A 23,584-nucleotide genomic window follows, 5' to 3' on the forward strand; every position below is an offset into this window, starting at 1 on the left:
CGGTCTTCTTCGCGGCCGTGCCGGGATCTCGGACGAGGCAAGCGATTACGGGGGCGTGCAGAGTTCGCGTTCTACGACTGGTCGGGCCGCACGATCGAGTAGCACCGCGCTCGGATCCGCAGGGTGCCGGGCCATAGGCGACTCCCCTGATTCAGCCGGTGAAGGACTCGGGGCCGAAGCGGCCCCAGGCCACGAAGACGGCCATAGCGAGGTAGACGAGATTCAGTGCGACATATTTGTACTGGCCGTAGCGGCCGTGGGTGATCATCGCGCCGATCATCAGCAGCACCCAGCACACGGCTGTCACCGGCACCATCACCGGTGCGATGTCGAGCACGGCGGGCAGGATCAGGCCGGCCGCGGCCAGGATCTCGAGGGCCCCGAGGCTTCTGACGAAACCGGCGCTCGCGTGCTCGGTCCATCCGCCACCGGACTTCCTGCCCAATTCGTCGAGCTTGTCCTTGGGCATGAACGCTTTGGCGGCGCCACCGAACAGGGCCAGGGCGGCAAGCAGCCCGGTGACGATCCAGAGGGCGAGGTTCATTGCTTCTCCTTCAGGCGCAGGCGACTCGGGCTCGTCCTCGATCCGGCCGAGCGGTTCGTCGCCGTCGGTCTGCCGTTCGCGGGGGCATCCCTGTCGGCTTCCCGATGGTGTAGCTGGTCGAGCATCAGACACCGCCGACCCAGACCGCGTGACACACCAGCGACGTGACCTGCGCCACCGCACGTATGGCCCCTACCGCGAGGGCGAACCGAGCGTGAACACGCCTGGCCCTTGTGGAGCGGTCACTGCCGCATCAGAGGTCTCATCACCCGTGGAGAAACTTGCTTCGCGCCGACAGCAGCACGGACCGCGACGCCGAGTCGCCGGAGCTACCCCACGGCGCGGTAACCGTCGTGATGCCCGGTCCCAGTGCCACTTCCGGTTCGAGCCGCCGATGAACCCGGAGGACCGGTCCGCCGATCATGCTGATCTCGGTGTCCTCGCTCCCGTCCACGGTGGCGAACTGTCCAGCCGCGAGAGCGGTTAGCGGGTTCGCGACCCTGATGGAGTCGTCCGGGGTGTCGCTGGCGCTCTGGGCCTGCGGCTGCGCGTTCCCGCTCAGCAACGCGACGATCTGCGCGAGCGCCACGGGGTCGCGCGGGCCGTCGTAGATCCAGCGCAGGCCGAGCACACCGTGCTCCGAGGTGCCGATCAGCGCGTCGGCGGCCTCGGTCAGTTCGGCGCCACGGTAGGTCATCGGCACGTGGTAGGTCGTCGGTCGCGCGCCTGAGTCGTCGGTGACGACCACGAACTCGATGCCGACCTCTCCCGCCGGGTCGTCGAGCCGGAAACCACCGGCCTTGGCCAGCCGCGGTCGCACCCCGCCGCGATACCACGGGCGGCTCGGCAGCCACTCGGTGAGCAGCTCCCGTTTTCCCGGTGACATGGTCGTGCAGTGGAGGACAGCCATAGCGCAGGCTAGCCCGCGGACCAGACCTTCGGCCGCGCCGCAGGTTTCGTCAGGGGCTTTGGGCCGGTTCTGTGGTGGCGCCGGGGCGGGTGGCGGCGAGCAATTCGTCGAGTTGGCGTTCGGCGCGTTCGGCGCGGGCCAGGGTTTGGGTGCGGGCGTCGTCCAGGGCGGCGATGCGTTGGGCGGCTTCGGCGCGGGCTTGTTCGAGGGAGGCGGCCGCTTCGGCGCGGTAGGCGGCGGCTTCGGCGGCGGCGGTGCGGCGCAGGTCGGTGAGTTCGGTTCGGGTCGCGTCGAGTTCGGCGCGCAGGCGGGTGAGTTCCTCGCGGGTCTCGGCGAGGGCTTGGGCGCGTTCGGCGGTGGCTTGTTCGGCGCGGTCGATGGCGCGGTCGGCATCGGCGGCGCGTTGCACGGCGAGGTCGCGCTCGGCGCTGGCCGCGGTGATCTGCTGGGCGGATTCCCTGCGCACCTGTTCGATCTCGGCGGCGGCTTTGCGCCGAGCCTTGTCCACGTCCTCGCTCGCCTGCTGACGTGCGCGTTCGACGTCGTCGGCGGCTTCGCGGCGCACCGCGCGGATCTCGGCCTCGGCTTCGGTGCGCGCGGTGAAGACGTCGTCGGCGGCCTGCTTGCTGACCCGCTCGACCTCGCGCAGCGCGTCGTCGCGCGCGGTATTCGCCTCGGCGACCAGCGTTTCCGCTCGTTCGGCCGCAGCGGCGGCGTCGTCGGCGGCGGACTCCGCGATTCGTCGTGCCTCCTCGGCCTCGCGCCACGCCTGCTCGGCGGCGACCGTCGCGACCTCGGCCTCCGCGATGCGCCGGGCCGCGTCGGCTTGAACGGCCTGGATCTGCGCTTCGGCGATCGAGGGATCGGCCAGGGTGGAGAGCTCGACGACGGCCGCGTTGAGGTTGTTGCTCAATTGTTCGGCCAGGCCGCGGAACTGAGCGAGCAGCTCATCGGCCCGCGCCCGCGCCGCGGTCACCGGCCCCTGTGGCGTCACAGTGACGGAAGCGGCAGGTGTCTCCGATTCCTGTTGTAGCCGTTGCCTTTCCCGCCACGCGCGCCATCGAGTGTGGTCGGGGTGTTCGCAGTATTCCGACGGTCGCCCGGGGCCGCCGCCGCGCGTGATGGGCCGGGTGCATCCCGGATAGCTACAAGTGCTGGACACCGGAGAATCGTAGCGTTGTTTTCGTCGAATCCAACGTATTCACACGAAACGAAATCCATGTCGGCACAGAGGAACCCAACGGCCGGACGCCACGGTCTGACCGCCGATAAGTGAACATTATCGGTGGTCAGGATCTGAGACTTCCCCGCATACGGCCCGATTCGATTCGTTTACGTTTGGTCGCATCAAACGAAACGCAATGCTTACGAAAAGCCTTGAAAACTAGGACCGCTGGCACATCCGTACCACTCCCGCTCCGGACGAGCCGGAAATCAGGCTGCTGGATGTCCTGTCTCAGTGAAGCTGGCCAAGTCTCAGTCGATCGGGCCAGCGGGACTGTGTATCCGGCCAATGTCTCAACATTTCTGGCCAATTTCCTGAACGCGGAGGTCGGTGAGGTTCGGCGTTGGTTGGCGAGTACGGCGGCGGTCGCGTTCGAGCGGGTGGCTCCGATCCCGTCGCATCAGGGCCAGCGCAACTAGTTCGGGCCTGTCCTGGTCGGCGACCCTCGGTGCGCGTGCGGAGTTCGCGTCGTGGCTCGAGCGGGACGAGGCGATGTGGCGCTGGGAATTCGACCCGGAGGTGGTCGACCCGCGACTCGATTATCGGTCCGCGGAGGCGTCAATCCACGCGGTGAGGGCGGCGAAATCGTTGTGTTGCAGTCCTATCCGAGGATCAACGCGATGCAGAAGAGCTCGACCACCGTGATGCACCGACACCCACTCGCGGTCCCCGTCACCGATCTCGTCGTCGATCCATATGAACGATCGCCCCGCCGCCCATTCGATCAATGCTCGGGTCTTCCAATGCAGCCCGAACCATTCGTCGACGCGATCGTCCGACCGCTCCGGCCAATCCACCACCGCCAGCGTCGGCAAGCCCAGCGCCGGACCCACCGAACGGTTGGCCTCATACATCCAGGTAGTCGCCCACACCAGCTCGCATGGAAGGCTCGACAGCAGCGGCCCGAGTTCGGGATCGAGACGCGTCAGAAGCGGATTGGTTCCGTCCTGCCGCGCGGAAGGGGTCGATGAATCCGACTCATGCCCGGGTGTTCCGCCGAACGGGATCAACGGTCCATCGACGTCGAGGAATAGCAGGGGGCGACGCAGCCTATCCATCACCATCGCAGGCTAGGCCTAGGACTTCACCGATGGACGATCGAGCTTCGCGCGAACCTCCGCGTTGGCCAGATCTTGCTCAGAGGGTGAGCAGGGTTTTGATCGCGCGGCGTTGGTCCATGGCCTGGTAGCCTTCGGCGGCCTCGGCCAGGGGAAGGGTGAGGTCGAAGACCTTGCCCGGGTCGATCTTTCGGTCCCAGATGAGGTCGATCAGTTCGGGCAGGAACCTGCGGACCGGCGCGGGACCACCGTGCAGATGAACTTCGGCGAAGAACAGTTCGTCGGCGGGCAGGGCGACACCTTCGTGAGCCACGCCGACGTAGCCGATGTGCCCGCCGGGGCGGGTGGATCTGATGGCCTGCATCAGCGATTCCTGAGTGCCGACGGCTTCGATCACGCTGTGCGCGCCGAGACCGTTGGTGAGCTCCTGGATCGCGGCCACGCCTTCGTCGCCGCGGGTTTCGACGATGTCGGTGGCGCCGAACTCCCGTGCCAGAGCCTGGCGGTCGGCGTGGCGGGACATGGCGATGATCCGCTCGGCGCCGAGTTGCTTCGCGGCGAGCACACCCATCAGTCCGACGGCGCCGTCACCGACGACGGCGACGGTCTTGCCGGGGCCGACCTCGGCGGCGACCGCGGCGAACCAGCCGGTGCCCAGCACATCGGACGCCGCGAGCAGCGAAGGAACAAGCTCGGGGGCGGGCCGACCCGGCGTGGGAACGAGGGTTCCGTCGGCATACGGGATGCGAGCCCTCTCGGCCTGGGTGCCGATCGCCGCGGCCACGAAGGAGCCGCGCACACAACGCGATTGGTAGCCGGCGCGGCAGATCTCGCAGGCGTTGTCGGAGATGCAGAACGATCCGACGACGAAGTCATCGACCTTCAAGGTCTGCACCGCGTCGCCGATCTCCTCCACGACGCCGACGTACTCGTGCCCCATGAAGGTGTGGTCGACGGGCTCGACACCGCGATAGGGCCACAGGTCCGATCCGCAGATACAGGTGGTGGTGATCCGGATGATCGCGTCGGTCGGTTCGATGATCTTCGGAGCTTCCCGGTCGACGACGCGGACGTCGCCGGGGCCGTACATCACTACTCCGCGCATGAGGGTTCTCCTTCGGAAGGGTGGTCAGCGGCGGGTGTAGCCACCGTCGACGGGTAAGGCGACGCCGTTGGGCTACCTGTCTACGACGCCGCTAAACGCCGGGTCCCCGGCCTGCGCCGCCAGGCGGTCGCGACCTTGGCCGGGCTTCGGTCGGCTACTACAGCCAGATCGAACCGCGGCAAGTCGACGGAATCTCCGAATCGGTGCTCGACACGAGACCCTGACGCGGGTCTGTAGGAATTCGGTTGCTCTACCGGGCAGCGGCGTGCGACAGTCCGAGCCAGGAAAGGGGGAACTCCGAGTGACTGTCGACCCTCTGGTCCGCACGGCGGCCGGAGTCGTACGTGGCAGGTGGGAGGGTGACGTCGCGGTCTTCCGCGGTATCCCCTACGCCGAACCACCATTCGGCCCGCGGCGGTTCGCCGCACCCGTCGAAGCACAACGCTGGGACGGCATTCGTGACGCGGTGGCGTTCGGTCCGCCAGTTCCCCAAGCGACGAACAGAAGTTCGGTGATGTCGTCGGTGTGCGACCGCACCGATGACGGTTCCGACGACTGCTTGACTCTCAATGTCTGGTCCCCGGATCCCGGTTTCGCGCATCTACCGGTGATGGTGTGGATTCAGGGCGGCACGTACCTGGAGAACAACTGCGCCAACCCGCACTACGACGGTGCGAAGCTCGCCGCGTCCGGTGTGGTGATGGTGAGCATGAACTACCGCGTCGGTGTGGAAGGTTTCGCCCACATCGCCGGGGCCCCGGGCAACCGGGGCATTCTCGACCAGATCGCCGCGCTGCGGTGGGTCCGGGACAATATCGCCGCGTTCGGCGGCGATCCGGACAACGTCACCGTCTTCGGCCAGTCCGCCGGTGGAGCGTGTATCGCCGCGCTGCTCGTCATGCCGTCGGCGGCCGGACTGTTTCGCCGTGCGATCAGTCAGAGCATGCCGGGCACCTACTTCTCCGAACGGCTCGCCGCCGCGATCTCCACGACGATCGCCGGGGAGCTGGGCGCCAAGGCCACCGTCGACGAGCTGGCCCGAACCCCGCCGCGCGCACTGACCGACGCGACGGAGGCGGTGATCGCGAAGATGCCGGAGTTAGTCGAATCTTGGGGACCCATGGCGCTGACACCGACGCCGTTCTCCCCCGTCGTCGACGGCGTCCTGCTCCCGGAAGCGCCGTGGCGCGCACTAGCCCGCGGCGCGGCGCGCGATGTCGACCTGCTCGTGGGACACACCCGTGACGAATACCGGCTCTACACTTCCCGTCCCGGCGGCGCGCCCACCGATGCGCGAACGACCGCGGCATTCGACCACCTCGCGCCCACCGACTACCGCACCGCCTACCCGGATGCCACCCCGAGCGAACGGTACGAACTCCTCAACGCCGATTGGCTGTTTCGGATGCCCAGCCTGCACCTCGCCGACGCCGCCCACGCCGGCGGCGGACCCGTGTGGCTCTACGAGCTCCGCTGGAGCTTCAACCGGGAACAGGGCGCCTCGCATTGCCTGGATTTCCTGCTCGTCTTCGGCACCCTCGGCGCGGACGAGGTACGCGCCCACCGCTCCGCCCACCCGAACGCCGCGAACGAGATCACCCACGTCTCCGCGGACATGCGCATCGACTGGGTGAACTTCGCGGCCACGGGCACGCCCGGTTGGACGCCCTACGATCCGCGGACGCGAACCACCCGCGTCTACGACGCCACACCGACGACTCGGCCGTACCCCGAGGAACGCTCCCGCCGCATCTGGTCCGCCCACGAGTTCGACACCCTGGACCTGCTTCGCACCGAGTAACCGGTCGGCCCACAGCTCGGCCGCCGCGACATCGAATACCGCCGCCCGGATCGCACGATCCGTCAGGGTTCGAGATCGACCACGCCTTTGCCGCTCGCGATATCGAGCGGCACCGAGACCTGGTCGTGCGCGATCAACCAGGTGCCGTCGATCCTGCGCATGCCGTAGGTGACCCGGACCCACATACCGCTCGTCGCCGCCCCGTTCTTCAGCGTGCCGCTGAGACGAGCGAAGGCGTGGCCGAATGCCACATCACCACCCACGGTGAACGTCAGGTCGCGAACCTCATAGGTCACAGTCTCGAAGATCGAGAACACCCTCACCCAGTTCTCGAGTTTCGCCGCTATCCCGACATGCTGGAGTGGCGGCTCGACATCGAAGGACACGACGTCGCTTGTGTAGAGCCGCTTCAAGGCCTCGAGATCCTTGGCTCGCAGTCCTTCGACCGCCTTGTCGATCTGCCGGCGGAGCTCGGCTTCATCGGCCTGGATGCGGTCCGCGTGTGACTGGAGGTCGTTGGATGGCGTCATGACCGGCTTCCTCACTCCTGGTTTGCTGAACATGCTTACGACCTTTCGACGCCACAGCCGTCCGGAATGTCAGGCCGCCCGCCCACCAACCCTCGTCCAGACGCTTCGCATCCCTCACATTTCGAGTCGCTGATTCGTCTATCTCGGTGAGAGAGACGGACCGAAGGAGCCGACCATGACCGACCCGCATCTACCCGCGGTGATCAGTGAACGCCGTCAGCTGATCAATGTCGCCTACCGACTGCTCGGCTCGCTGGCCGAGGCCGAGGATGTGGTGCAGGAGACCTACGCGCGCTGGTACGCGCTGTCCGAGCGGCAGCGGCAGGAGGTGGCGGCGCCCGGCGCGTGGTTGACGACGGTCGCCAGCCGGATCTGTCTCGATCTGCTCGGCTCGGCGCGCGCCAGGCGGGAACAGTACGTGGGCGAATGGATTCCGGAGCCGATACCCGGGCGGTCCGAATGGCTCGATGGTCTCGCCCCCGACGATCCCGCCGACCGGGTCACTCTCGACGAGTCGATCAGCATGGCCTTTCTCGTCGTGCTGGATTCCATGACGCCTGCCGAACGGGTGGCGTTCGTCCTGCACGACGTGTTCCGCTACTCCTTCGCCGAGGTCGCCGAGGTCGTCGGACGCACCCCCGGGGCTTGCCGCCAGCTCGCCTCCTCCGCCCGCCGCCGCATCCGCACATCGCAGGGCCCGTCGGCAGCCCAGCGCGCCGAGGTGGTCAGGGACTTCAAACGGGCCTGGGAGACAAGAGACATCGAGGCGCTGATCGGCCTGCTCGATCCACGGGCGACCGCGACGGCCGACAGCGGCGGCCTGGCGCTGGCCTTCCGCGACCCGATCATCGGCGGCGAGCAGATCGCTCACGCCTGGATGGCGATCGCCGCCCACGGCCCCGCGGTAACCCTGCTGGAGCGCACGGTGAACGGCCAGCCCGGTCTGGTCGCCCAGCTCGACGACACCATCGTCTCGGTCTACGCCTTCGACATCGCCGACGGCCGGATCACTCGCATCTGGGCGATCCGGAATCCGGAGAAACTGCGGCCATGGACGGCAGGCTGAGTCGGGACAGATCTCAAATTGCGGCGTCGAGGATGGAGACGATCGCGGACTGCCCGAGCCGGCGCGCGTTGTCCAGGGCGGTGCGGCCGGATGCGTCGCGAATCTCGGGATCGGCGCCCGCGTCGAGCAGAGCGGTTACGACATGCTGGTATCGCTCGGATCCGTCTCCGTAGACGATCGCTTCGTGCAGGGCGGTCCAGCCCGGCTCGTTGACGTGGTCGATGTCGACGCCCGCCTCGATCAACAGCCGCACGGTGCTGAGGTAGCCGTGTTCGCTGGCCGGGATGAGCGCGGTGCCCCCGTAGCGGTTCACGCTGCGCACGTCGGCGCCGTTGCGCAGTGTCAGCTCGAGGATGTCGTCGAGGCCTTCGGCGCCCGCGTAGAGGTAGGCCGAATCCTGCATGTCGTCCTTGGCGTTCACGTCGGCGCCGGCCTCGATCAAGGCCCGCGCCGCGTGGGACGCGCGGTTCTTCGTCGCGGCGACGAGCGGGGTGCGATCGCGGTCGCCACGGAACTCGATGTCGGCGCCGCGGGCGATGAGCTCGCGCACCTTCTCGGCGTCGTCGGCGGCGGCCGCGTGCATCAGCTGCGCTCCGAGCGCCGGGTCGCGCGGCGAGCGGACCGGTGACGACTCCGGGACGGAGGTTTCGACCGAGGGCTGCGCGGTCTGTGCACCGGGTGGTTCGGCGGTGCACCCGGCGATCGCGAGAGGTAGCGCGGCCGCGGCCAGCGCGATTCGGAAGGGTCGGTGGATCACTGAGAACTCCTGCCTGAGGTGGTGTTTCCACCATGCCCAGCGATCGCGATAACGCCCAAGACACAACTCCCATGGCACTGATAGATGGCATCTATAGTTCGTCCATGGAGCTGCGCCACATCAGGTACCTGCTCGCGGTCGCCGACCACGGAAACTTCACCCGCGCGGCGGAGTTCCTGCACGTCTCGCAGCCGACGTTGTCACAGCAGGTCCGGCAGCTCGAGCGCGCGCTCGGTGTGCAGCTGCTCGATCGTTCCGGCCGGGCCGTCCGGCTGACCGAAGCCGGGGAGGCCTACGCGCAGCACGCGCGGCTGGCCCTGCGCGACCTCGACGCCGGTGAGCGCGCGATCCACGATGTGCAGGATCTGTCCCGTGGGCAGCTGCGAGTGGCGATGACGCCGACGTTCACCGCCTATTTCATCGGTCCGCTGGTGCACGAGTTCCACGCCGCCTACCCGGGTGTGACGCTCACCGTCATCGAGACCACCCAGGACCGCATCGAGGCCGACTTGCTCGCCGACCGTCTCGACCTCGGAATCGCCTTCGCGGGCGCCCATGCCGCGGGGATCGAGAGCGTCGCGTTGTTCACCGAACACCTCAGCCTGGTGGTCGGATCGACCCACGCCTTGGCCGGGCGCACGAAGCCGCTGCCGGTCGCGCAGTTGGCGCGCTTTCCCCTGGCGCTGCTCACGCGCGACTTCGCGACCAGGACTTACATCGACGCCTACTTCGAGGAACGCCGTAGCGCGCCGAGCATCGCGGTGGAGGCCAATTCCATCGGGGCGCTGGTCGAGTTCGTGCGCCGGGGTTCGCTGGCCACCGTTCTGCCCGATGCCATCACCCTCGCGCACCCGGATTTGGCTCCCGTCGCGTTGGCGCCCGCGTTGCCGAGCCGGACCGTGGAGTTGCTGCGCCGAGGGACCGCCTACCATTCGGCCGCCGCGCGGGCGTTCGCCGCGATCATCCACGATGCCGCGCAATCGGACTGAACGCCGCGCCAGTGCTTCGCATCTCGCAGTGGGGAAGCCCCCCAGCGGTTCGTGGACCAATCCTTCACGGCACCCAGCGCGCCGACTTGTGAGAAGGTGGGGTTTCACTCGTGAATCCGGTGCTACCGGTGACGAGTGTCGAAGACATTCGGATGGAGGAAGGGCTTTGGTGGAAGCGGCGGTCGATGTGGCTGGGCTGGTAGGGCATCGCTATCGAGTGGACGACTACTACGAGGTGGGGCGGGAGAAGATCCGCGAGTACGCGCGAGCGGTACAGGACTTCCACCCGGCGCACTGGAGTGAGGACGCCGCCGGTGAGCTCGGATACGCCGGCCTGATCGCACCGACCACGTTCATCTCCACTGCCGCGATGCTGGCCAACCGCAGGCTGCTCCACACCGTCCTGAGCGGCTACGACATGTTCGTGCAGACCGATCAGATTTTCGAAATGTACAAACCGGTGCTCACCGGCGACCGGTTGGTCAGCGATGTCGAGCTCTCCTCGGTCCGCCGCGTCGCGGGCAAGGACCTGCTCACTATCACCAACACTTTCACCGATCAGACCGGTGACATCGTGCAGATCATGCACACCACTGTCGTCGGCATCACCGACGGAGACGTCGACGCCGACATCAGCGACAGGATCGAGCGCGTCATCATGAGCGGGCTCGACACAACCTCCCCCACCACAGCCGTGTCCGCCGACGTGGACGGACCGCCGGTGACAGATCCGGATTCCACTGCACGTCTTTCGCCGATCTCACGCACGCGTGTCCCGCGCACCGTGCTCCGCTTCGAGGACATCGCCGTCGGTGACGAGCTTCCCGCTCGATCGGTGAAACTGACCCGCGGCGATCTGGTGAACTATGCCGGGGTCTCCGGCGACGCGAACCCCATCCATTGGCACGACGAGGTCGCCGCACTCGCGGGTCTTCCGGATGTGATCGCCCACGGCATGCTCACCATGGGCCTGGGGGCGGGATTCGTCACCGGATGGCTCGGCGATCCGGCCGCGGTCATCCGATATGGGGTTCGATTGTCGAATTACACCGTCATCGAAGCCGCCTCCGCTGGAACCGTGGAGTTCACCGGGCGCATCAAGTCGGTCGATGCCGACACCAGGACGGCTGTCGTCGTGATCGTCGCGAAATCGGCCGGCCGCAAGGTTTTCGGCCTCGCCACCGCGGATGTCCGCCTCGCATAACCCTCCGACCGCAATAGCTGGGGCGGTGCTGAGCAGGCGTCGCTTGAAGGAACGCAAAGGCGGTCAGCGGCGTTCGGCGGGCGGTTAGCTGTTCACCGGCGCGGCCAGGGCGCGCGTGCCCATGACCACCTCGGTCGCGGCGGCCAGGTCGAGGTGCAGTTCGAGGTCAGGGGCCTCGGCGGGGCCGTCGTGGTGGCTGATTCCGGCGCCGGTCACCACGTAGTGGAAGGTCGTCTCGCCGATGTGGACGGTGACGACGCCTTCGGCGATCAGCTCGGCGACCGCGCGACCCAGCGGGAGGGCGAACCAGTGCGCGCGCACGGCGTCGGTGGCGCCGCGTTCGCCGAGCAGCGGTGCGCCCCACGCCGAAAGCGCGTCGAGGACGGGTCGCAGGCCGTGGCCGGTTTCGGTGAGTTCGTAGACCGCGGTGGCCGCACGGGGGCCGACGCGGCGACGGGTGAGGATGCCGTCACGCTCGAGGTCCTTGAGCCGGGCGGCCAGCACGTCGGTGCTGATGCCGGGCAGGTCGGCGAACAGATCGCTGTAGCGGCGCGGGCCCGAGGACAGTTCGCGGACCACCAGCAGACTCCACCGGTCGCCCACGACGTCGAGTGCGCGGCTCACGGCGCAGAAGTGGTCATAGCTTCGGCGTGGCACCATCCCACTGTAACGAATCGCTTGGAAAATCCAAGTGCATACTTGGAAAAACCAAGTAGAGTGTGCGGCAATCGCACTGAAAGGGATGTTCATGCAGGTCAAGCAGTCGAGCAAGCTCTCTGGCGTGTCGTACGAGATCCGCGGCCCGGTGGCCGAGCACGCCGCACGACTGGAAGCCGAGGGCCACCACGTCGTGAAGCTCAACACCGGCAACCCGCTGCCGTTCGGTTTCGAGGCGCCCGCGGAACTCCTGCAGGACATCGTCCGCACACTGCCCGCCTCGAGCGGCTACTCCGCCTCCAAGGGTTTGCTTTCGGCGCGGCGAGCGGTGGTGCAGTACTACCAGACCCTCGGTGTCGACGATGTCGATGTCGAGGAGGTGTTCCTCGGCAACGGCGTCTCCGAACTGATCATGATGGCGCTGACGGCGTTGCTGGAGAACGGCGACGAGGTCCTCGTTCCCGCGCCGGACTTCCCGCTGTGGACGGCCGCGACCACGCTCAACGGCGGACGTCCGGTGCACTACGTCTGCGACGAGTCCGCCGACTGGTTCCCCGACGTGGACGACATCGCCGCCAAGGTCACCGACCGCACCCGCGCGATCGTGATCATCAACCCGAACAACCCGACCGGCGCGGTCTATCCGCCGGAGGTGCTGCGCGAGATCCTCGAGATCGCCCGCCGCCACAATCTGGTGGTCTTCTCCGACGAGATCTACGACAAGATCCACTACGACGAGCTGACCCACACCGCGACCGCCGCACTGGCCCCCGACCTGCTGTGCCTGACGTTCTCGGGTCTGTCCAAGGCGTATCGGGCCGCCGGATTCCGGTCCGGCTGGCTGGTGGTGTCGGGCCCCACCCACCACGCGGAGAACTACCTCGAGGGCCTGACGATGCTCGCGGGTCTGCGCCTGTGCGCGAATGTGCCCGCGCAGCAAGCGATTCAGGCCGCGCTCGGCGGGCATCAGAGCATCAACGATCTCGTCCTGCCCGGCGGACGGCTGCGCGAGCAACGCGACCGCGCGTGGGAAGCGCTCAACGCGATTCCCGGTGTCTCCTGCGTCAAGCCAAAGGGCGCGATCTACGCGTTCCCGCGCATCGACCTGGACATGTACCCGATCCACGACGACGAACAATTCGTGCTGGATCTGCTGCTCCAGGAGAAGTTGCACATCGTGCAGGGCACCGGGTTCAACTGGCACCGGCCCGACCACTTCCGCATCGTCACCCTGCCGCACGCCGACGACCTCGAAGCGATCATCGAACGCATCGGGCGATTCCTGGCGACGTATCGGCAGTGATCGTCGAGGCGCGCAGGACTCGCCCGGTGGTCGTGGCCTCGGCGGTCGCTCGCTCGCAGCGGCCGTCACGAGGCTTATTCGTTGTGGTGCAGGCCTTTTCGCGGAACCGACCAGGGCGCCTGGGTCAGCTATTTGCGATGAATCGTTCGGCGAAGCGTGACAGTTCGTCGAGTTGTTCGGCGGGGTCCGGCGCGGTGGCGCTGACGACCACCCGGGTGACGCCCTGCTCGGCGAAGGCGGCGAGGCGTTCGTCGGTCATGTCGATGCCGCTCCAGCGGGTGTATTCGAGTGCGTCCGGGTCCCTTCCGGCTTCCTCGGCCGTCGAGCGCGCGAGCTCCCATTGGATCATTCGCTCTTGGGGGACCAGCGCGCCACCGGCGAAGTATCCGTCCCCGCGCAGGCCGACCCGGCGGGCGGCCGCCTTGCTCGATCCGCCGACGTGGATGGGAAGTGTCGTCGCGTTGTAGGGCTTGGGGTACTGCACGAGGTCGTCGAAGCTGAAGAACTCTCCGTGGAAGCTGACGCCCTCCGCACCGCCCGCCCACAGCAGCCGCAACACATCGATCGCTTCGTCGGCGCGTCGCCCGCGGGCGCGGAAGTCGACGCCTGTCGCCGCGGCTTCCTCGGGGACGACACCCAATCCCACTGTCAGCAAACGCATCCGGCCCTTGGACAGCACGTCGATGGTCGCCAGCTGCTTGGCCAGCACCACCGGGTGCCGATACGGCAGCAGCAGCACACCGGTGCCGAGCAAGAGCCGGTCGGTCGCCGCGGCGACGTAGGCGAGGGTGTCGAGCGGGTCGAGAAACGGCAGGGTCGGCGGGACCTCGAAGTTGTGCAGTCGCGCGCCCGGATACAGGACCAGGTGTTCGGGCAGGTACAGGCCTTCGAATCCGCATGCCTCCGCGTGGCGGGCGTAGGCGACGATCCGATCCGGATCGGTGCCGAAATGGGCGCTGCTGTAACTGACCGCGAACTTCATACCCGAATCCCTTCCGGCCCGAAATCCGTTCGGGCGGCTGCACAGTTCTCCGCGTGCACAACCTCCGATCGCAACCGACAATTCCCTTGCCTCGACGGCGGCTTCGAACGGTTCCCGAGGGTGTGGCAGAACCCGTTTCGCCACGATGTACCGGGTGCGTTGCGAGGCCGGGTGCAGCGCATAGGCTGGGGTGATGAATTTCGATCGGCGGCAGTCTGTTCTGCGTGGTGGCGCGTGAGGGAAGACAGTGTCGTCGCGCTGCCGGAGGTGGTGCGCAGCGAGTTGCGGCGCGGTGTGCGCAGCGTGCTCGTCGACGCGGCGGCGTTGCGGTTGGTGCGCGAGCGTTTCGACGATGTCCAGGCCGGTTCGCTGCGCCGGTATCTCGAGGCGTCGCAGTCGGCGAACACGGTGCGCGCCTACCGCGCCGATTGGATCGCGTGGGCCGGATGGTGCGCGGCCGAGGGGCGTCAGGCGCTTCCGGCGGACGCGCTCGATGTCGCGGTCTATCTGGCGGCCGCCGCCGACGCGCGACGCCCGAACGGCGAGTGGGCGTTCGGTCCGGCCACGCTGGAGCGCAAGTCGGCGGCGATCGCCGCGGTGCATGCCGCCAATGGACTGCCCTCCCCCACCCGCTCCGATGTGGTCCGGCTGACGCTGCGGGGTATTCGGCGCACTCGCCGTACCCCGCCGTCGCGCAAGCGTCCGATCCTGCTGCACACCCTCGATCAGTTGCTCGCCGGTCTGCCCGAGCCGGGCTGGCCCGCCGAACCCGCCCGCCGTCGCGACGCACTGGTCTTGCTGATCGGTTTCGCGGGCGCGTTGCGCCGTAGCGAACTGGCCGCGCTGCGCGTCGCCGACGTCCGGGTGAGCGTGGATCACGCGACCGGTGAACCGGTTCTGCTCGTGCACCTGCCGACCACCAAGACCGATCCGACCGGCGCCGCCGAACAGCGCGTCGCCCTACCGCGCGGGCAACGCCCCCACACCTGCCCGGTCTGCGCCTACGCCGCCTGGGTTCAACTCCTCGAAATCCACACGGCCGCAGGCCCGCTCGCATTACGCGACCACTGTGCCGCACCCGCCCCGGACCCCCGCATCCACCGCTGCCACGCCTTCACCGGCACACCCCTCGCCCAGCACCCCGACCTGCCGCTGTTCCCCACCATCACTCGCCACGGCGGCATCGGCGACCGCCCGATGTCCGGTCGCGCCGTAGCCGAACTCGTGAAACGCTACGCCGCGCGCGCCGGCCTCGACCCGAACCTCTTCTCCGGACACTCCTTACGCGCGGGCTTCGCCACCCAGGCCGCTCTCGGCGGCGCCAGTGACCGCGAGATCATGCGCCAGGGGCGCTGGTCCAACCCGCGCACCGTGCACGGCTATATCCGCACCGCGAATCCGTTGGAAGACAATGCCGTAACCAAACTCGGCCTGTGATCCGTCAACTGCGATCAATCGCGTTGAAGGCAACACTGCACATTCTCGCGATGAGCGCGGTAGCCATTGTGACTTCTATCCTCTTGTGCGAAGCGGCCTTACATGGCCTGTGCACATCGAGTCGGCTATGCCGACACCGTGACCTGGGATATGACAGAACGAGTGCGTTGATTCGAACCGTTCGACTTTCCCGTTTGCGCGATGCGGCATTTTATGTCCGCCGCGGCAGACCCATACCGTCGAATTCATGGAGTGGAATTTTCGGTCGGCCGAGGAGCTCGCGGCCGCATTGCGTGCCGGTGAAGTAACTTCGGTGGAACTCACCGACGAAGCGATCGCCCGTATCGAGCGCGACGACAAGTCGATCAACGCGATCTGTGTACCGGACTTCGACCGTGCGCGGGCCGCAGCACGCGATGCCGATCACGCGCGCGCTCGCGGCGAGGACCGGCCGCTGCTCGGCATTCCGATGACGGTCAAAGAGTCCTACGACATCGCCGGGCTGCCCACGACCTGGGGCATGCCGCAGCACGCGAACTACGTACCGACCGAGGACGCGGTACAGGTGTCGCGGCTTGAAGCCGCCGGCGCGGTGATCCTCGGTAAGACCAATGTGCCGTTGACGCTGCGAGATATCCAGAGCTTCAACGAAATCTACGGCACCACCAACAATCCGTGGGATCACAGCCGCACGTCGGGTGGGTCCTCCGGCGGTTCGGCGGCGGCCCTGGCGTCCGGCTTCGGCGCGCTGTCCATCGGCTCCGACCTCGCCGGTTCGCTGCGCACTCCCGCGCATTTCTGCGGCATCTACGCGCACAAGCCGACACTCGGGCTGGCGCCGACCCGCGGCATGGTCGCGCCGCCCGCGCCGGCCTTGCCGGTCGACCTCGACCTCGCCGTTGTCGGTCCGATGGCGCGCACCGCCCGCGACCTCACACTCCTGCTCGACGTGATGGCCGGACCGGACCCGCTGACCCACGGCGTCGCCTACGACGTCGCACTGCCGCCCGCGCGCCACGAGCGGCTGGCCGACTTCCGTGTCCTGATCATCGAAGACCATCCGCTCATTCCGACCGGATCGGCGGTGCGCGCGGGCGTGAACCGGGTCGCCGAGGCGCTCGTCGACGAGGGCGCCCGCGTCGAACGACGCAGTCCGCTGCTGCCCGATCCGACCGAAGCGGCGACGCTCTACATGCTGCTGATGCTGTCGAACGCCGCCGCGGGTCTTTCCGTCGACGTGTACGAACAGCTGCGGACCCAGGCCGCCGCCCTGAGCGCGGACGACCGGAGTCTCGACGCGGCGCGGCTGCACGGCATGGTGCTCAGCCACCGCGACTGGGTCGAGGCGAACAACCGCCGCGAACTCCACCGCCACGGCTGGCGACAGCTATTCACCGAGTTCGATGCCGTGGTGTGCCCCATCACGCCCACTCCCGCCTTCCCGCACAACCACAACGGAGGTCTGGAGAACCGGCACATAGACATCGACGGCGTCGAGTACCCGTACTTCGACCAGCTCGTCTGGGCCGGAGTGGCCACCATGCCCGGCCTGCCCGCCACCGCTATACCCGCGGGCCGCTCCCCCGAGGGCCTGCCGGTGGGAGTGCAACTCATCGGTCCGATGTACGAGGACCGCACCCCGCTGCGGCTCGCCGAACTGCTCGAGCAGAAGATCGGCGGCTTCCAGGCACCGTCGCCTACGCGCGAACCAGAAGCGCCGGGGCAACCCGCCGAGCGACGCCGGCCGGAGGGGTACGCCACCGGTTCACACCGGCCCGCGGTCGGGGATGATCGTCGCCATGGATATCGAGTCGGTCCGCGTCCACCAGCTCGGCCCTGACGATTGGCACCGCTTCCGTCGCATCCGACTGTTGGCCTTGGCCGAGGCCCCCTACGCCTTCGGCTCCACACTTGCCTGGGCGCGGGCTCGCACCGATCAGGATTGGCGCGAGCTGCTCGCCGCCCGCACTCAGTTCCTCGCCACCGCGGGTGATCACGACCTCGGCACCGTCGGCGCAGTCGCGGAAAGCGATGTCGCACATTTGATCTCGATGTGGGTGGCACCCGAAGCCCGTGGCACCGGCGTGGCCGACCTACTCGTCCGCTCGGTCATCGACTGGGCCGCCGCCACCGGTTACCTCGGCATCCAGCTGGAGGTCTCCGACGGCAACATCGCCGCCGAACGCCTCTACCACCGCCACGGTTTCCGCCGCACCGGCGTCGCGGGCGCCATTTCCTCCGATGACGCGCGCCTGGAATTCGAGATGCGCCTCACCCTACCGGCGCGCCCGCAGACCGTGTGGCGCGCCGTTGACGACGGCCCGTGCACGCTCGGCAGCTGAAAGCGCTGGCGCGCAACGGTATCGGCGGCAACTACACGCCGGGTCCGCCCTGGCCTGCGTCCAGGTCGTACCCGGAGACGACCAAGAGCACCAGCACGACGATCAACGCCGCCACGACCCCGGCGATCGCCCGCACGACCATGAACCAGGTCGGACGCCAACGATGCTCACTCCTCGAACCTTCGACGTTCAGTCCGTGGGTTCGCCGCTCGGGGCTTGCTCGTTCAGCCGGTCCTCGTAGACCGTCGCGAGGTCACGCAACGCTGTCGCGCAGTCCCCGCTGAAGCTCGAACCGTGCATGATCGCCAACGTGGTCGGCTGCAGCTGCGCCAGCCGATGCAGGGCGGCGGGCACGGCCGGTCCGAGGGAGGTCGCGTGGAAGACGTCTTCGGCGACCGTCGCCGGTTCCACCAGGTCGGCGTCGGTCAAGGCGGGACCGTTGCCCAGTTGCGTCATCAAGTCACCGCAGAACAGCACGCCGGTGGTCTGCTCGTACAGCACCCGCGCCTCCCAATTGTGCGGTGCGTGCGGTGTGTCGAAATGCTGAACCCGCCGATTGCCCAGGTCGATCACCTCCCCATCGGCCAGCCGGCGCGGCGGCCGGTCGGCCATATCGTCGATGGAGACCAGGCACCCGAGTAGCCCGTGCGCCACCTGCGCCTGCGGTGCGGCCGCGAGGAAGTGATTCATCGCCCCGCATTCGTCGGCCTCCACATGACCGAAGGTGATCCAGCGCAGCTGCTCGACCGGCCGGATCCGCGCGACCGCCGCGGAGACCAGCGGGAACAGCGCCCGCATGCCGGTGTGGAACAGCAGCGGTTCGTCGGCGTCGACGAAGAACTGATTGAAGGTGAACCCGGTCGGTCCGATCTCCGGAATATAGGTGGAGATGCGATAGATGCCGTCGGCGATTTCGTCGGTGTGGGTTTGCATGACTCGATCCCGTGCTAGTGCCGACCCCCGCTCAAAACCATGCGCAACCTCGCAGTTTACTCACGACACCATCGCGGCACCGGCAGCTCACGGAAAAGGGCGTCCGACCCGGTTTCGCGATCGGGTCATCGATACACCACTCGAGGGCAGGCGTGGAAATTCTCCGAAGTCGAGCGCGCGAGAATAGGGTTTCATCCGTATCCCGAGCACGAAATCACCAGCGAAATTCGGACGACTATTCGGCTCGTCGGCTGCCAGGTCGGCGGGGCTCCTTCCGAGAGAAGTGAGGTGATCGAGGTGGCGGAGGCCGGCATGCCCGCGCAGACCGGCGAGAGCTCGGTGGAGGCCGGTGGCTACCAGCAGGAGCTGAAACGGACGCTGGGCCCGTTCCAGGTATTCGCGATCTCGTTCGCGTTCATCTCGGTGGCGGTCGGCATCTTCGCGACCTACGACGACGTGCTCCAGAACGCGGGACCGGTCGGGATCTGGTTGTGGATCGCGGCCGCGGTGGGGCAGGTTCTGGTGGCCTTGGTGGTGGCGCAGTTCGCCGCGCGCATCCCGCTCAGTGGCTCGTCCTATCAGTGGGCCTCGCGGTTGGCCAACCCGAAGATCGGGTGGGGGTTCGGTTGGCTGACCTTCTGTTATCTGGCGGTCGCCGTTGTGGCGGTCGACAACGCGCTGGCCAGCCAGGCGTTCATGCCGCTGCTGGGTATGCGGCCGGATGAGGGCACCGCTCGCCTGATCACCCTCGCGGTGCTGCTCGTGCAAGCGGTGCTGGCCATCGCCTCGACGCGCATCGTCAGCATGATCAACGCGACCGCGGTGGGCTTGGAGCTGGTGCTCGTCGTGGTGGTGGCGATCGCGCTCGTCGTCGCCGTGGCGGTCACCGGCAACGGCACGACCGACAACCTGACCTCGCGCGGTGTCACCGAGGACGCCGCCGACTATTTCGCGGTCGGCGGTGGGCTGATGATCGCGATGATCATGGGATTGGGCACGCTCGTCGGTTTCGACGCCGCGGCGAACCTGGCCGAGGAGGCCAAGGATCCCTATCGCAGCGTCCCGCGCGCGATCGTGGGGTCGGTCGTGGCGGCCGGGGTGCTGGGACTGCTGTTCGTGATCGCACTCACCGTCGCGATCGACGACATCCCGAAGATCAGCGCCAGCGGTTCGCCGGTCGCGGCGATCATGCGCGACCAGCTCGGTCCGGTGATGGAACGGATCCTGCTGGTCGCCATCACGTTTTCGTTCTTCGGGGCCGGGATGGTGGTGATGGCCGCCTGCTCGCGGCTCGTTTTCGCGATGTCGCGCGACGCACGCTTCCCCGCTCACCGGCTGATGCGGCGGGTCGACCCGCGCACGCGCACGCCGGTCCCGGCGACGATCCTCATCCTCTGCGTGGGGGTCGTCTTGATGGTCGCGCTGCCGGGCGATGCCCTGCTGGAGCTGATCACCGCGTCGACGATCCTCCCCGCCCTCATCTACGGCTCGACGGTCGTTCTCTACCTGACGGTGCGCAAACGATTGGACCGCAGGAAGGGCGCCTTCGACCTCGGGCGCTTCGAGCTTCCCGTCGCGATCGCCGCCCTGCTGTGGTCGGCCGTCGCGCTGTTCGTGCTGGTGACTCCCGAGGACGCGCTGGTCCCGGTGCTGATCGTGGCAGGTTTGCTCCTCACGGGCGGGCTGTTCTTTCTCGCTCTGCTGATCTTCGACCGCGAGGCGCTCGAGACCGAGCCCGGCGACGTGAGCGTCTTCGAGCACTGACCGAGCGCATCAGCCTGTCGCCGAGCCGATCACCCGAAGTCGAATTCCGATTGCCCTGCGGCACAGAGGTTTCCCGGACAGGTGCGGTTCAGCGGAAGATCTGCGCGAAGTGCTTCGTCAGGTCTTCGGGTGTGGGGTCGTGTTCGGCGAAGCCGAGGTAGCCGTCGGGCCGAACGACATAGGCGGACAAGCCTTTGGCGCCGTAGGCGCGGGCGAAGTCACCGTCGCGGTCGCGGATGACCGGTGGCGCCGAGGCGTCGGGCTCGGCGGTGGGGGCGGTGATCACGTAGAGGTCGACTTTTCCGTGGGTGGCGCGGCGCGCGGCGTCGGTGAGGGCGCATACGGTGGCGGGCGCGTCGGGGCCCGCGGTGTCGTCGAGGTAGAGCAGTACGGTGTGGTCGGTTCGGCCGAGCAGGGAGAACAGGCGGATCGGGTAGGCGACGGCGTCACGGGTCAGACCGGCCGCGTCGGGGGCGCGGTGGCCGGGGCGCGGGCCGGACTGGTCGTCGGGTGCGTGGCTGATCAGCGGGCTTTCGGAGTAATCGATCAGCAGTTGGGCTTCCCTGCGGATGACGTACTCCGGGTCGCTCTCCCCCGCGCCGATGCCTTCGCGCGCGCTGCGCACGGTGCGGCCGACCACCTCCTGCCCGACCAGTCGGCGTTCGGCGTCGTAACTGGCGAGCAGATCGGCGGCGCCGACGCCGCCGAGGGTCAGCGCGAGCTTCCAGGCCAGGTTGTGCGCGTCCTGGATGCCGGTGTTCATGCCCTGCGCACCCGTGGGCGGATGGATGTGGGCGGCGTCCCCGGCGACGAAAACCCTTCCGCGCGAATAGGAATCGACGATGCGGTGACTGATGCGGAACACCGACGACCAGCGCAGGCTCGACGCGGTGACCGGTTCGGGCGCGAGCCGGTCGAGCACCGCTTGGATGTGGTGCAGTTCAGGGGGGTGATCGCTTTCGAAGCCGTGCTCGACGGCTTCACCACTCCTCGGCGCGGTCGCGAGTTCCTCGGGCACCAGCATCGACACCCGGTATCGGCGCTTGCCGGGCAGCGGGATGCACACCAGCAGATCGTCGGTGACCCCGTCGGTCCGGTGCATCGATCGAATGCCGTACCCACGCGGCATCGACCAGTCCAGTTCGACATCGCCGAGCATGTACTGCTCGGCGAACGCCGCGCCTTCGAAGCCGAGTCCCAACCCCTTGCGCACGACGCTGTGCGCGCCGTCGCAACCGATCAGATACTGCGCCTGCACCCGGCGCTCCCCCTTCTCGTCGGTGAGCACCACGTGCACGCCGGAATCGTCCTGCTCGAGATGGGTGAGCGTGGTGCCGGACTCGACGCGCGTGCCGGTGGTCGCCAGACGTTTGCGCAGAATCCGTTCGGTCTCGTATTGCGGCAGCCCGACGAACCGGTACGGGATGTCGGCGGGCAGCGTCAACGCCACGCGCTCGACCTCGGCGCCGTTGACGTAGACGATCTGGCCGCGCAGCAGGATCGATGAGTCGAGGACCTGGCGCAGCACACCCATGCCCTCGAAGATCTCGAGCGTGCGTGGCTGAATACCGACCGCCTTGGCGTAGCGCGGTGGTTCGACGGCCGCGTCGATGATCCGGCACCGCACCCCGCGCCGGGCCAATTCGATGGCCGCGGTCAGTCCGACCGGACCGGCGCCGACGACGAGCACCTCTGTGTCGACCATGTGACATCACCTCGCAGTGGATGTTCACGGAGCGATCCGGCGAGTCTACGCCCGGTCGCCCACGCCCCACTCCGGTTCACGGCAAACACCCAGCATCCAACCCGGTCGGTGCGCGTCTTTACGGAGCGACCAGACGCCGCGCGGCCGGCACCACCGCCGCGCGGCGTTCGGCGATGCAGTGCGGGTCGTCGGCCCGCGCGGCCTGCACGGCGGCGCGGACCAGATCGGTGAGCACGACGACGAGCGTGACGGGCTGGAAGTCGGTGGTGATCAGCCCCTCGCGTGTGCAGGCCGTCGGCATCTGCCACACCGACCTCGTGGCTCGCGCCGCGGGCGGACCGTCCCGGCCGCCGCTGCTCGGGCACGAGGGCGCCGGGGTGGTCGAGGCGGTCGGCGCCGAGGTCAACCACCGTGCGGCCGGTAGATCACGTCGTGCTGACCTTCCGGCATTGCGGCGGCTGCGCCTACTGCCATCGCTCGATCGCGGTGAACCAGTTCGGTTCTCGCGACAACCGCTCACCGCGCGTCATCGCGGCTGCGACGCAGGTGCGGGGCGAGTTCTTCGGACAGTCCAGCTTCGCGGGCTACGCGCTGACCACCCCGGACAACACCGTCGTCGCCGATCCCGCGACCGATCCGGTCATCACCGCGCCGCTCGGGTGCGGATTCCAGACCGGCGCGGGCGCGGTGCTCAACGCCCTGCGACCCGCGCCCGAACGCCCAGACCGTCGAACCTGTCCTCACCTGGTAGTCCACTTCGACAGAATCGTTGGGGTGGAACGCATTTCCTTCGACGTGGACGCCTACGTCCAGCGCGTCCGATCATCGCCATGCTTCGTCTGCGCGATCGTGGCGGGCGAACACGATTCCGACCTCGAGCAGGTGATCGCCGAGGACGAGGAGAACTTCGCGTTCCTGTCGCGCTATCCGACGCTGTTCGGCTCCGTCCTGGTCGCACCGAAGCGCCATCTCGAGCACGTCGTGCGAGACCTGCCGGAGGACGCTTTCCTGCGGATCATGTCACTGGTGCACCGGGTGACGCGCGCGGTGGAGGCCGTGGTGCCCACCGAGCGCACCTACCTGTTGAGTCTCGGTAGCCACCAAGGTAATTCGCACCTGCACTGGCACATCGCACCGCTGCCACCGGGTGTCCCGTATCGCGAGCAGCAGTTCCACGCGCTCATGGCCGAGAACGGCGTGCTGCCGTGGACGCACGCCCAAGCCGTCGAGCTCGCGGAGCAACTGCGCGCCGCGATGGCGACACCGTCCTGA

The 23,584-nt window shown here is 67.9% G+C and carries 22 protein-coding genes and 2 pseudogenes; 12 read left to right on the forward strand and 12 right to left on the reverse strand.

Going from position 1 to position 23,584, the window contains the following annotated elements; all coding sequences use genetic code 11:
- Positions 1-151 precede the first annotated feature (151 nt).
- From FB390_RS23955 to FB390_RS23975, 5 genes are all read right to left on the reverse strand, one after another.
- Positions 152-544: a DoxX family protein gene (locus tag FB390_RS23955; protein ID WP_141810972.1), complete on the reverse strand. Its 393-nt coding sequence runs from the start codon at positions 542-544 to the stop codon at positions 152-154.
- A gap of 265 nt (positions 545-809) precedes the next feature.
- Entirely contained in the window at positions 810-1,430 is a 621-nt protein-coding gene (locus FB390_RS23960) for a maltokinase N-terminal cap-like domain-containing protein (protein WP_246124181.1), read from the reverse strand.
- A gap of 73 nt (positions 1,431-1,503) precedes the next feature.
- Positions 1,504-2,448, reverse strand: a complete 945-nt coding sequence (locus FB390_RS23965) for a coiled-coil domain-containing protein (RefSeq protein ID WP_141810974.1) — start codon at positions 2,446-2,448, stop codon at positions 1,504-1,506.
- Between the two features lie 770 nt (positions 2,449-3,218).
- Positions 3,219-3,737: an HAD domain-containing protein gene (locus FB390_RS23970; RefSeq protein WP_141810975.1), complete on the reverse strand. Its 519-nt coding sequence runs from the start codon at positions 3,735-3,737 to the stop codon at positions 3,219-3,221.
- Between the two features lie 79 nt (positions 3,738-3,816).
- Positions 3,817-4,842, reverse strand: a complete 1,026-nt coding sequence (locus tag FB390_RS23975) for a zinc-dependent alcohol dehydrogenase family protein (RefSeq protein ID WP_221639355.1) — start codon at positions 4,840-4,842, stop codon at positions 3,817-3,819.
- 60 nt (positions 4,843-4,902) lie between these two features.
- Between FB390_RS23975 and FB390_RS34910 the strand changes: the two are divergent.
- A pseudogene (locus FB390_RS34910) lies at positions 4,903-5,054 on the forward strand (transcriptional regulator); the annotation flags it as partial.
- An 89-nt stretch (positions 5,055-5,143) separates the two neighbouring features.
- Entirely contained in the window at positions 5,144-6,643 is a 1,500-nt protein-coding gene (locus FB390_RS23985; RefSeq protein ID WP_141810976.1) for a carboxylesterase/lipase family protein, read from the forward strand.
- A gap of 62 nt (positions 6,644-6,705) precedes the next feature.
- Here the strand turns inward: FB390_RS23985 and FB390_RS23990 are convergent, their stop codons facing one another.
- Positions 6,706-7,206: a YybH family protein gene (locus FB390_RS23990; protein WP_246124182.1), complete on the reverse strand. Its 501-nt coding sequence runs from the start codon at positions 7,204-7,206 to the stop codon at positions 6,706-6,708.
- A gap of 142 nt (positions 7,207-7,348) precedes the next feature.
- Between FB390_RS23990 and sigJ the strand changes: the two genes are divergently transcribed.
- The gene (gene sigJ / locus FB390_RS23995; RefSeq protein WP_141810977.1) at positions 7,349-8,239 is read left to right on the forward strand and encodes an RNA polymerase sigma factor SigJ; all 891 of its coding nucleotides are present in this window, start codon (positions 7,349-7,351) and stop codon (positions 8,237-8,239) included.
- Between the two features lie 13 nt (positions 8,240-8,252).
- On the opposite strand, the gene FB390_RS24000 is transcribed toward sigJ, so the two are convergent.
- Positions 8,253-8,996 (reverse strand): ankyrin repeat domain-containing protein, encoded by a 744-nt coding sequence (locus tag FB390_RS24000; RefSeq protein ID WP_141810978.1) that lies wholly within the window; start codon positions 8,994-8,996, stop codon positions 8,253-8,255.
- A 104-nt stretch (positions 8,997-9,100) separates the two neighbouring features.
- On the opposite strand from FB390_RS24000, the gene cynR reads away from it, so the two are divergent.
- Together cynR and FB390_RS24010 are read left to right on the forward strand one after the other, a co-directional pair.
- On the forward strand, positions 9,101-9,985 hold the full coding sequence (gene cynR / locus FB390_RS24005) for a transcriptional regulator CynR (protein WP_141810979.1): 885 nt from the start codon (positions 9,101-9,103) through the stop codon (positions 9,983-9,985).
- A gap of 166 nt (positions 9,986-10,151) precedes the next feature.
- A complete protein-coding gene (locus tag FB390_RS24010) occupies positions 10,152-11,189 on the forward strand; it encodes a fused (3R)-hydroxyacyl-ACP dehydratase subunits HadA/HadB (RefSeq protein WP_141810980.1) in 1,038 nt (345 codons plus the stop codon).
- 84 nt (positions 11,190-11,273) lie between these two features.
- On the opposite strand, the gene FB390_RS24015 is transcribed toward FB390_RS24010, so the two are convergent.
- The gene (locus tag FB390_RS24015; protein ID WP_425465877.1) at positions 11,274-11,849 is read right to left on the reverse strand and encodes a winged helix-turn-helix transcriptional regulator; all 576 of its coding nucleotides are present in this window, start codon (positions 11,847-11,849) and stop codon (positions 11,274-11,276) included.
- An 82-nt stretch (positions 11,850-11,931) separates the two neighbouring features.
- On the opposite strand from FB390_RS24015, the gene FB390_RS24020 reads away from it, so the two are divergent.
- Positions 11,932-13,149, forward strand: a complete 1,218-nt coding sequence (locus FB390_RS24020; RefSeq protein ID WP_425465878.1) for a pyridoxal phosphate-dependent aminotransferase — start codon at positions 11,932-11,934, stop codon at positions 13,147-13,149.
- Between the two features lie 124 nt (positions 13,150-13,273).
- Here FB390_RS24020 and FB390_RS24025 read toward each other — a convergent pair whose 3' ends face one another.
- The gene (locus FB390_RS24025; protein ID WP_141810983.1) at positions 13,274-14,131 is read right to left on the reverse strand and encodes a TIGR03619 family F420-dependent LLM class oxidoreductase; all 858 of its coding nucleotides are present in this window, start codon (positions 14,129-14,131) and stop codon (positions 13,274-13,276) included.
- A gap of 234 nt (positions 14,132-14,365) precedes the next feature.
- On the opposite strand from FB390_RS24025, the gene FB390_RS24030 reads away from it, so the two are divergent.
- The 3 genes from FB390_RS24030 (at position 14,366) to FB390_RS24040 (ending at position 17,910) form a co-directional block, all read left to right on the forward strand.
- Complete coding sequence (locus FB390_RS24030; RefSeq protein WP_141810984.1) at positions 14,366-15,568, forward strand: site-specific integrase; 1,203 nt, start codon at positions 14,366-14,368, stop codon at positions 15,566-15,568.
- Positions 15,569-15,815: 247 nt separating this feature from the next.
- Entirely contained in the window at positions 15,816-17,408 is a 1,593-nt protein-coding gene (locus FB390_RS24035) for an amidase (RefSeq protein ID WP_141810985.1), read from the forward strand.
- The gene (locus FB390_RS24040; RefSeq protein ID WP_185757153.1) at positions 17,368-17,910 is read left to right on the forward strand and encodes a GNAT family N-acetyltransferase; all 543 of its coding nucleotides are present in this window, start codon (positions 17,368-17,370) and stop codon (positions 17,908-17,910) included. Before FB390_RS24035 ends, FB390_RS24040 begins: the two co-directional genes overlap by 41 nt.
- Positions 17,911-18,099: 189 nt before the next feature.
- On the opposite strand, the gene FB390_RS24045 is transcribed toward FB390_RS24040, so the two are convergent.
- Positions 18,100-18,843, reverse strand: a complete 744-nt coding sequence (locus FB390_RS24045) for an oxygen-binding di-iron domain-containing protein (RefSeq protein WP_141810987.1) — start codon at positions 18,841-18,843, stop codon at positions 18,100-18,102.
- 312 nt (positions 18,844-19,155) lie between these two features.
- On the opposite strand from FB390_RS24045, the gene FB390_RS24050 reads away from it, so the two are divergent.
- Complete coding sequence (locus tag FB390_RS24050) at positions 19,156-20,607, forward strand: APC family permease (RefSeq protein ID WP_141810988.1); 1,452 nt, start codon at positions 19,156-19,158, stop codon at positions 20,605-20,607.
- A gap of 88 nt (positions 20,608-20,695) precedes the next feature.
- Here FB390_RS24050 and FB390_RS24055 read toward each other — a convergent pair whose 3' ends face one another.
- Together FB390_RS24055 and FB390_RS34410 are read right to left on the reverse strand one after the other, a co-directional pair.
- Positions 20,696-22,312 (reverse strand): FAD-dependent monooxygenase, encoded by a 1,617-nt coding sequence (locus tag FB390_RS24055; protein ID WP_141810989.1) that lies wholly within the window; start codon positions 22,310-22,312, stop codon positions 20,696-20,698.
- A 118-nt stretch (positions 22,313-22,430) separates the two neighbouring features.
- The gene (locus tag FB390_RS34410) at positions 22,431-22,613 is read right to left on the reverse strand and encodes a hypothetical protein (RefSeq protein WP_246124183.1); all 183 of its coding nucleotides are present in this window, start codon (positions 22,611-22,613) and stop codon (positions 22,431-22,433) included.
- A 16-nt stretch (positions 22,614-22,629) separates the two neighbouring features.
- Here FB390_RS34410 and FB390_RS34415 point away from each other — a divergent pair.
- Positions 22,630-22,674, forward strand: a pseudogene (locus FB390_RS34415) (hypothetical protein); the annotation flags it as partial.
- Positions 22,675-22,723: 49 nt separating this feature from the next.
- The gene (locus FB390_RS34420; protein ID WP_246124184.1) at positions 22,724-23,584 is read left to right on the forward strand and encodes an HIT domain-containing protein; all 861 of its coding nucleotides are present in this window, start codon (positions 22,724-22,726) and stop codon (positions 23,582-23,584) included.

It is taken from the genome of Nocardia bhagyanarayanae, from assembly GCF_006716565.1.
Taxonomy (GTDB): domain Bacteria; phylum Actinomycetota; class Actinomycetes; order Mycobacteriales; family Mycobacteriaceae; genus Nocardia; species Nocardia bhagyanarayanae.

Bases quoted from the DNA above. Each gene is read 5' to 3' on its own strand.
- FB390_RS23955 (WP_141810972.1), bottom strand. From the start codon at position 544: ATGAACCTCGCCCTCTGGATCGTCACCGGGCTGCTTGCCGCCCTGGCC.
- FB390_RS23960 (WP_246124181.1), bottom strand. From the start codon at position 1,430: ATGTCACCGGGAAAACGGGAGCTGCTCACCGAGTGGCTGCCGAGCCGC.
- FB390_RS23970 (WP_141810975.1), bottom strand. From the start codon at position 3,737: ATGGATAGGCTGCGTCGCCCCCTGCTATTCCTCGACGTCGATGGACCG.
- FB390_RS23975 (WP_221639355.1), bottom strand. From the start codon at position 4,842: ATGCGCGGAGTAGTGATGTACGGCCCCGGCGACGTCCGCGTCGTCGAC.
- FB390_RS23990 (WP_246124182.1), bottom strand. From the start codon at position 7,206: ATGTTCAGCAAACCAGGAGTGAGGAAGCCGGTCATGACGCCATCCAAC.
- sigJ (WP_141810977.1), top strand. From the start codon at position 7,349: ATGACCGACCCGCATCTACCCGCGGTGATCAGTGAACGCCGTCAGCTG.
- cynR (WP_141810979.1), top strand. From the start codon at position 9,101: ATGGAGCTGCGCCACATCAGGTACCTGCTCGCGGTCGCCGACCACGGA.
- FB390_RS24015 (WP_425465877.1), bottom strand. From the start codon at position 11,849: ATGGTGCCACGCCGAAGCTATGACCACTTCTGCGCCGTGAGCCGCGCA.
- FB390_RS24020 (WP_425465878.1), top strand. From the start codon at position 11,932: ATGTTCATGCAGGTCAAGCAGTCGAGCAAGCTCTCTGGCGTGTCGTAC.
- FB390_RS24025 (WP_141810983.1), bottom strand. From the start codon at position 14,131: ATGAAGTTCGCGGTCAGTTACAGCAGCGCCCATTTCGGCACCGATCCG.
- FB390_RS24035 (WP_141810985.1), top strand. From the start codon at position 15,816: ATGGAGTGGAATTTTCGGTCGGCCGAGGAGCTCGCGGCCGCATTGCGT.
- FB390_RS24040 (WP_185757153.1), top strand. From the start codon at position 17,368: ATGGATATCGAGTCGGTCCGCGTCCACCAGCTCGGCCCTGACGATTGG.
- FB390_RS24045 (WP_141810987.1), bottom strand. From the start codon at position 18,843: ATGCAAACCCACACCGACGAAATCGCCGACGGCATCTATCGCATCTCC.
- FB390_RS24050 (WP_141810988.1), top strand. From the start codon at position 19,156: ATGCCCGCGCAGACCGGCGAGAGCTCGGTGGAGGCCGGTGGCTACCAG.
- FB390_RS24055 (WP_141810989.1), bottom strand. From the start codon at position 22,312: ATGGTCGACACAGAGGTGCTCGTCGTCGGCGCCGGTCCGGTCGGACTG.
- FB390_RS34410 (WP_246124183.1), bottom strand. From the start codon at position 22,613: ATGCCGACGGCCTGCACACGCGAGGGGCTGATCACCACCGACTTCCAG.